Below are 6798 nucleotides of genomic sequence, written 5' to 3'. Positions count from 1 at the left end.
TTGGTGCTGTTGCCTTACACGAACTGCTGCCATTTACTCACGCCCTTTGTCGTTAATTTTCTCCACCACTCTAAGCTTCGCTGAACGCGCACGATTATTAACTGCCAATTCTTCATCAGAAGGAATAATTGGCTTTCGTGTAATAAGCTTTAAAGTTGGCTTCATGTCATCAGGAATTACAGGTAAATTTGGCGGTAATTCCGGTAATGATGACGCTTCCTTAAAGATTGTCTTGCATAGGCGGTCCTCCAATGAATGGAACGTAATGACACTAATGCGCCCCCCTACGTTAATCATATCAATCGCATCGACTAATGAATCCTCTGCTGCGCCTAGCTCATCATTAACAGCAATTCTTATTGCTTGGAAAATGCGCTTTGCCGGATGTCCACCTTTTCGGCGTGCCGCTGCTGGAATACCCTCTTTAATTAATTCTACAAGTTGACCAGTTGTTTCAATCGGTGCTGTTTTTCGAGCCTCTTCAATTTTACGGGCAACTTGTTTAGAAAATTTTTCTTCTCCATAACGGAAAAATATACGAACAAGATCTTCGTATGCCCATTGATTAACAACATCTGATGCTGTCAGTGTTGCAGTTTGATCCATACGCATATCAAGTGGTGCATCGTGGTGATAACTAAAGCCTCTCTCAGGTGTATCTAATTGTGGAGAAGATACGCCTAAGTCATATAAAATACCATCAACCTGCTTAATGCCATGAGCTAATAGTTCTTCTTTTAAGTAACGGAAATTCGAATGGATAAATGTAACACGCTCTATATAAGGTGCTAATCGAATTTTCGCATTTTCAATAGCCGTCATATCTTGATCAAAACAAATTAAGCGGCCTTTATCTGATAATTGTTGTACTAGATATTCACTGTGTCCCGCACCACCTAGTGTACAGTCCACATATACACCATCAGGATCTATGTTCAACCCATCAACAGTTTCTTTTAATAACACGGTTGTATGATCGAACATACCACTCGCTCCTCTCAGGCCTTAACCTCATTCAACTATCACGTTGTAATGCCTATTACAAGTTAAAAATCAAAGCCAATCATATTTTCTGCAATTTCATTAAAAGATTGTTCAGACTCACTAAAGTAAGCTTCCCAAGCATCCTTAGCCCAAATCTCGATTCGATTTGAAACACCCAACACCACACATTCTTTTACTAGATGCGCATGCTGCATAAGGGTAGTTGGGATGTTGATACGCCCCTGCTTGTCTATCTCTACCTCTGTTGCTCCAGAAAAGAAAAACCTCGCAAATGCTCGTGTATCTTTTTTGGTCATTGGTAAACCTTTTAATTTCTCTTCGAGTTTTCGCCATTCATTCATAGGATAGCCAAATAGACAGTTATCGAGACCTCTTGTGACAACAAACGTTTCGCCTAAAGCTTCACGAAATTTTGCCGGTACGATTAATCGCCCTTTCGCATCAACGGAGTGTTGATATTCTCCCATGAACATACTACTCACCCCACTTTATTAAATAATGTACCACATCCCCCCACTTTCCTCCACTTTTTTTAAAAAAAACTTGACATTTTATCACTTAATGTGCAATTAGACCTTTAGGAATTTTTTTGACATGTGCTAAATGATACAAAAAAAGAGCCACCCCTGGTAGGATAGCTCTTTAAATACTATTTATCTCGACATTATTCATCAAATTCACAGGATATCAAATTACTACTTAGGTAAAAAGTATCTGTTTATTAATTTTATAAATAAAGTAAATAGTGGTGTTTACCGATGCTATAATTTTGCTTCAGCATTTCAGTAATTAACATAGGTCCAAACTCATTGAAATATTGATACGGATTAAAGGATCTCTCTTGGAAACCATCATTCGGATATAATTCATTTTGCAATGTCATAAATTTACGAATCGTCGTTTCATGCTTACCTAATACAGTTTGTTCAATTTTTTGCTGTAGATAGTCAAATTGCTTCGCATGATTTTCTTGATTTTTCTCAAGAATCTTATCTAATTGCAGATGCTGTTTCTCTAAATAGGAGGCTAGCTCTTCATATTTTTCTACTAACAACTGCTGCATAGCTTGAATTTGGCGTTTGGCTTCACTGTCCTGTACATCTGCAATAAAACGTTCTTTCAGGTGTAATGCTTTCCCTTCCCATACGTCAGTAACAGTTAGTTGATGCTCGCGTAATAATTGCTCTACATGACGAGTGACAATAGTTATATGTAGGCGCGGAGCAAAAATCGGCATTTGTAAATCTAACACTGAAAATGCATTTTTCAGTGTCGCCCAATAAGCTAGCTCTCCTGGACCTCCAACAAACGCTAATACTGGCAATGTCATCTCCTGCATCAACGGGCGAGTTACTACGTTATTACTTAAACGTTCAGGATGATTATGCGCCACTTCTAATAGCTCTTCTTGTGTAAATTTAAGGTTTGCCGCTAAATTAACAAACAGATCATTTTTTCTTTCTAAAAGATGTCGCTCCCCATCTTCTACGTAAAATAAATTGGCTGCTTCATATGTTGCTAAAATAGGCTTACCATAGCCAGCACGTTCAAGCTCTTGCTCCTTTTCCGTTACTACTCTAGCAATTTCTTCATTGGATTGAATGATTTGAGCAAAATATTTATGTTCAAATTGACGGAATTCAAAGTTAGCGGCATCGATTAATAATAAGCCTTCCTCTTTGAATAATTGATTCATTAGACAGGCAAAGAAATCTGTAAATGTTTCACTATTGTTCAATGCGTCAATTAATTGCTTAATCAGTGTTTCTGTATACTCTGTTTCTCCAATATCACGAATAATAGTATTAATTAATTGCGTCATCGACTCTTTGTTGAGGGCTGTTGCAGAAGCCATCGTTTTACGTCTAGAGCGCTCCCCATAAGCTCTTTTTTTCAGCAATTCCCCATGTACCGTATAGGTGTGATTGATTTCTTCTAAGTCATGATCTTCTCCAGCTATCCAGAAAACAGGAATAACAGGCTGTTGAAGCTTCGTACTTTGCTCTTTCGCTAATGCAATAACTGAAATAGCTTTATGAACGGAGTAAAGAGGGCCTGTTAAGATACCTGCTTGTTGTCCACCAACTATTACCATAGCTCCTTGCTCTAGTTGTTCTAAATGTTCATTCGCTTTTTTGGATAACCCCAGCGGCTCCATAAATTGACGGATGATTGTTGTTAACTCTTTTTGATCACGGGAATTTCGCGCTAAATGCTCCGCTCTTTTCTCAAAAGCTTGATCATTGTATTCATACTCAAAAAATTGATGAATGGCAGTATTTGGCGACCAGTAATCTGCTAGTACATGATTTTTTATAGGTACTTGGATTGACTCCAGTTTCATTTAACATAAACTCCTCTACTCACTAAATCATTTCCTTACTCATAACAAGAAATTGAATTTCATTCATACTATGCACATGAGGCTTTCAATGTTGCCTTCACATTCAAATTGCTCAAAAAAATCCGCGGCATCTATTAGCGGCTTTTAGGCAACAATGTTGCAGCAGTCATTTCGATTTAAAGCCATCGTTCTTCCTCGAGAAGGATTTTCTATACCTAACTTTGCTTTCGGTACAAAAAAACATGCGCTGGTTCACTTCCTCATATCACTGAACTACGCTTCTAGTTACGAAGGTTTATGAATGCAATCCATATTCTCATCCCCATAGAATGATTTTTATAACTATTTTAATGCTATTATTTTAACGCTTAAAGCTTCAACATGAAAAGAAAATGCTTAGACAACCTGTAAATATTCCATAATGGATTGGATAACACCCACGATACATATCACTAGATAAGCTGTACTAAGTATTAAGAATAAAAAACGCCAAATTTTCTTTAATAACGGCTTTACTTCTATTTCCTTTTTAGTCCGCCAATCAATATATGTAAAAATCATGGCCATCATTATCGCGAGGATCACTAAAAGCGCCCCAACATTCACACGCCAAAGCACACCGATAGCTAACGGAACAGAAAAAAACAAGCACAATGTTGTAACATCAGAGGCTGCTCCAAAAGCATGTGTGCCTCGAATTTTAACTTTCCTGCCAACCAGATAAACAATTACGAAAAGAACAATTGGACAAAAAATAATGATACTAATAACTATATGTAAAAGGTCTTTCAACTTCTTTCACCGCTCTCCTCTATTGCAAGCACTTGATGATATAAAGTACGCAAAGTAGGTAAATTATGACTGTTTGCTAAAGCTTTATTTAGAATGACACCAACAATTGTTTCGATTTCACTTTTTCTCCCCTGCAGACGATCCGCTAGCATAGATGAAGTATTGTTGGCTGTTTTCCTACATAAGTCTATCACATCAATAAAAGATATGGTGTGTTCAATATCTTCAAAAGCTTCCGTAAGCTCTCGATAAATATTTTCTAGCAGTAAAAATGCTTGTTGATTAGTCACTAACTCTCCGTTCTTTACTTGCAATACAGCTGTCAATGGATTAATTAAGCTATTAAGTACCGCTTTTGCAAAAAGCATTTGCTCTGCATTACTAGCCAATTCAATAGGAAATAAGGAACGTTGTAATTGCAGTAGCTGTTGAAAAGCCTGGTGTTCTCCTCGTTCTATTGCTATTTTAAATAGCCCTACTCCTCTATGTTGAACCGTTGAATGGTCCAACAATTGAGCTCCAAAGGTCACTGAACCAAAGGCGATATTTTTTTGTGGCAAGAGTAGTGCCTCCTCAAAATGCGCTAAGCCGTTTTGCATAAAAAGCAACGGCATTTCACTTGAGAATAAGGCTAATTGATTGTAGAGCTTTTGCAAATGTCCGTATTTAACAGCAATCACTAGTAAATCTTGCTTTGGTAGATTAGCCAAATCTGTAGTAGCAACAATCCTTTGCACAGTTTTAGTCCCATCAACGTTGATACGTGTTAACTTCTTGGCATTTAGTTCAATTACTTGTTCCTGCCTTCTGGCAACCAACGTTACTGGTACACCAGACTCCGCTAAAAAACTTGCTGTTAATTGACCAACTGCCCCTGCTCCAATTATCGCTACTTTCATTGTCTACACCCTTTCCATCTTTACTGATCAATGTTCCTCGATGTCACCACATCCATATTATTCCAAAATACTCAAAACACTCTGTGATACTTTGAAGCAACACAATACTATTCACACCATCAAAAAGGGTGAGCACTTTTTGGCGTGCCTCCTATAACAGCAGACTTTAAAACCCCCATCTGATGCTTCACCTCTGAATAGTATACTTTTCATAAAACTATAAGAATAAGGTGCCTTAGAATACATCTAAGGCACCTTCTACGCAGGTTCTTTTATTATACAGGATAGACTGATTATTGACGATATACAGAAAGGGTTTTATGTCCATAAAAGAAAAGCAATGTAATTCATGTTCCAAAAACCACGTAATCATAATTTTAATCTTTCATTAATGAATAACCTTGCTGAAGCCATTTCACTAGCTTCTCATGCTCATTTTGCAATTCCCGATGCTTCATTTCAAGCGTTTGATAAGCCTCCGTTAATTCGTCAAAACTTGTCAACGCTAATTTCAAATGACTTCGCATAGATTGTTGGGGCTGATTTCGCACAGCTAGTAGTGACTGACTATATTGACCACGCAATGTTTTATTCCATCGGAAGCCACACGCTTGTTTTGTACGACCTAGTTCTATGGCCGCCATTTCAAAGGCCTCTAGCTGTGTTTTGCCATTTTGCACATTATGCAATACGATTTCTGCTAGTCTTTCATCATCTTCCTTTGTCCATTGATCTTTTCTTTTTTTCAATTCCATAATCTATCACCCTCGCATTTTTTACTACTATATGCAAAAGCAAGCAAAATAGAATCATTGCATGAAAAAAGACAGTGATGATGTTTTTACTCTCAACACTGTCTTTATACATTACTTATTATTCTTCTTTGTCAAGAAATTATTAACCGCTTGATGGTGCGCTTCACTTTCCCACAACTTTGCACAGGTACGAACTTCTTCCATCACACGCTCATACATATTTCGTTCACGCCACTTTCTAAGCTCAATCTCCTTATAAGCTTTATGAACAGAAGGATGAATTTTTCGCATATGTTCAATAAAATCGTTCAAGGCATCTTCTTTTGAGCCTTCAAAAACACGCATAGCCCATCCTATCTCATATAATAATTGCGCAGGGTAAGGCTTCGCATCCACGAGCATCTTCATCGCACGATCATGACGCAAACCTCGTTCAAATAAATATGTACCGCCACCCCAGCCACTTGTAATGGCTAGTGTTCCTTGAATAAATCCACATTTCGCATGGCTAGCTACTAAACGAAAATCACAAGCTGTTGCAATCTCACAGCCCCCTCCAACAGCAGTACCATTTATAAGTGCTATAGTTGGTACAGGAAGCGTAGCAAGGTCATATAATATTTTCCCCATCTTACTTAACATACCAAATGCCTCATCCTCTGTTTCCAAAGAATGAAACTCAGATAAATCCCCTCCTGAGCAAAACGATTTATCGCCAGCACCAGTCACTACTAAGAAACGCACATCTTCATGCCCACGAATATATGTAATGACTTCTTGAAGACCGTTCATCACTTCATCATTGACAGCATTCCGTTTCTCTTCACGGTTAATGGTAAACGTCATAATGCCATCATGATTGTCAATCGTATAAGACATATTACTACCCCCTTTGTCGCAATGAATAAATTGTATCACACAATTATTTCACTATCGTAAAGAACTTCATAATCAACGAAATATTCCGTCTTTTCAAGCAAACAAAAAGGCTAGTAAAGAGCCA

Annotated in this window: 7 protein-coding genes; all 7 read right to left on the bottom strand. The window is 37.8% G+C overall.

Annotated features, from left to right (window positions below; translation table 11 throughout):
- Window positions 1-33: 33 nt before the first annotated feature.
- Window positions 34-984, bottom strand: coding sequence for a 16S rRNA (cytosine(1402)-N(4))-methyltransferase RsmH (gene rsmH, locus B3D98_RS02275; protein ID WP_048394669.1), 951 nt, complete (start codon window positions 982-984; stop codon window positions 34-36).
- Window positions 985-1046: 62 nt separating this feature from the next.
- The gene (gene mraZ / locus B3D98_RS02270; protein WP_048394670.1) at window positions 1047-1478 is read right to left on the bottom strand and encodes a division/cell wall cluster transcriptional repressor MraZ; all 432 of its coding nucleotides are present in this window, start codon (window positions 1476-1478) and stop codon (window positions 1047-1049) included.
- Between the two features lie 254 nt (window positions 1479-1732).
- Complete coding sequence (gene bshC / locus B3D98_RS02265) at window positions 1733-3349, bottom strand: bacillithiol biosynthesis cysteine-adding enzyme BshC (protein WP_054549857.1); 1617 nt, start codon at window positions 3347-3349, stop codon at window positions 1733-1735.
- Window positions 3350-3745: 396 nt separating this feature from the next.
- A complete protein-coding gene (locus B3D98_RS02260; RefSeq protein WP_048394673.1) occupies window positions 3746-4141 on the bottom strand; it encodes a DUF3397 domain-containing protein in 396 nt (131 codons plus the stop codon).
- Entirely contained in the window at window positions 4138-5040 is a 903-nt protein-coding gene (locus B3D98_RS02255; protein WP_288580149.1) for a ketopantoate reductase family protein, read from the bottom strand. Before B3D98_RS02255 ends, B3D98_RS02260 begins: the two co-directional genes overlap by 4 nt.
- Window positions 5041-5417: 377 nt before the next feature.
- Entirely contained in the window at window positions 5418-5795 is a 378-nt protein-coding gene (locus B3D98_RS02250; RefSeq protein ID WP_004224822.1) for a transcriptional regulator, read from the bottom strand.
- Between the two features lie 111 nt (window positions 5796-5906).
- Window positions 5907-6674, bottom strand: coding sequence for an enoyl-CoA hydratase/isomerase family protein (locus tag B3D98_RS02245; RefSeq protein WP_016992547.1), 768 nt, complete (start codon window positions 6672-6674; stop codon window positions 5907-5909).
- Between the last annotated feature and the right edge of the window lie 124 nt (window positions 6675-6798).

It is taken from the genome of Lysinibacillus sp. UBA5994 (genome assembly GCF_002429725.1).
GTDB classification, from domain to species: Bacteria; Bacillota; Bacilli; order Bacillales_A; family Planococcaceae; genus Lysinibacillus; species Lysinibacillus capsici.
This window is presented reverse-complemented; position numbering and strand designations above follow the sequence as displayed.

Excerpts from the sequence above, each read along its gene's own strand:
- bshC (WP_054549857.1), bottom strand. The coding sequence starts at position 3,349 with ATGAAACTGGAGTCAATCCAAGTACCTATAAAAAATCATGTACTAGCA.
- B3D98_RS02250 (WP_004224822.1), bottom strand. The coding sequence starts at position 5,795 with ATGGAATTGAAAAAAAGAAAAGATCAATGGACAAAGGAAGATGATGAA.
- rsmH (WP_048394669.1), bottom strand. The coding sequence starts at position 984 with ATGTTCGATCATACAACCGTGTTATTAAAAGAAACTGTTGATGGGTTG.
- B3D98_RS02245 (WP_016992547.1), bottom strand. The coding sequence starts at position 6,674 with ATGTCTTATACGATTGACAATCATGATGGCATTATGACGTTTACCATT.
- mraZ (WP_048394670.1), bottom strand. The coding sequence starts at position 1,478 with ATGTTCATGGGAGAATATCAACACTCCGTTGATGCGAAAGGGCGATTA.
- B3D98_RS02255 (WP_288580149.1), bottom strand. The coding sequence starts at position 5,040 with ATGAAAGTAGCGATAATTGGAGCAGGGGCAGTTGGTCAATTAACAGCA.